The organism is Brevundimonas sp. CURTG3B2_SDJG, from assembly GCF_057364705.1.
Genome location: NZ_JBNFOJ010000564.1, coordinates 1 through 664 on the forward strand (window position 1 = coordinate 1; position 664 = coordinate 664).

Annotated in this window: 1 pseudogene; it reads left to right on the forward strand. The window is 72.9% G+C overall.

Annotated features, from left to right (window positions below):
• Positions 1–131: 131 nt before the first annotated feature.
• Positions 132–664 (forward strand): annotated as a pseudogene (locus AC2W7C_RS18690) (S9 family peptidase); the annotation flags it as partial.

The following is a 664-nucleotide window of genomic DNA, read 5'->3' on the forward strand; positions in this document are numbered from 1 at the left end:
CCAGACGCCGGCGTCCGGCCGCGGATCGACCAGCCTGGCGAACCTTGACCGGACGCGCGCGCGCTTCTAGCGTGCGCCGCCCGTCGGGCTGGCGGGCGTGTCAGGGAAGATCATCATGCGTCGTCGTCTGCTTGGCCGGGCCATGCCCGCCTTCGTGCTTCTGGCCGTCCTCGCGGGCCGCGCTGGCCCAGGAACCGCTGGCCTATCAGCAGCCGCCGTCGCCGATCGCCGAGATCCTGGACACCAAGCCCACCCCCAGCTCAAGCCTGTCGCCGGACCGGACCACGCTGGCTCTGTACGATCGGGCCAATCTGCCGCCGATCGCCGAACTGGCCGAGCCGATGCTGCGCCTGGCCGGCTATCGCATCAATCCGAGGAACAACGGACCGGCCAACAGCCGTGTTTCCTGGCTGACGGGCCTCAGCTTCCAGCCGGTGGAGGGCGGGGCGCCGCGGACCGTGCAGCTGCCGGCCGGCGCCCGCTTCATGTCGCCGTCGTGGTCGCCGGACGGCAAGTCGGTGGCGCTGCTGATGGACGCCCCGGCGGGACTGGAGCTGTGGGTCGTGGACGTCGCCGCCGGAACCGCGCGCAAGCTGACCGACGCGCGGGTCAACGGCCGCGGCGGGCGGGGGCCTTCGACTGGACCCCCGACAGCGCGGCCCCT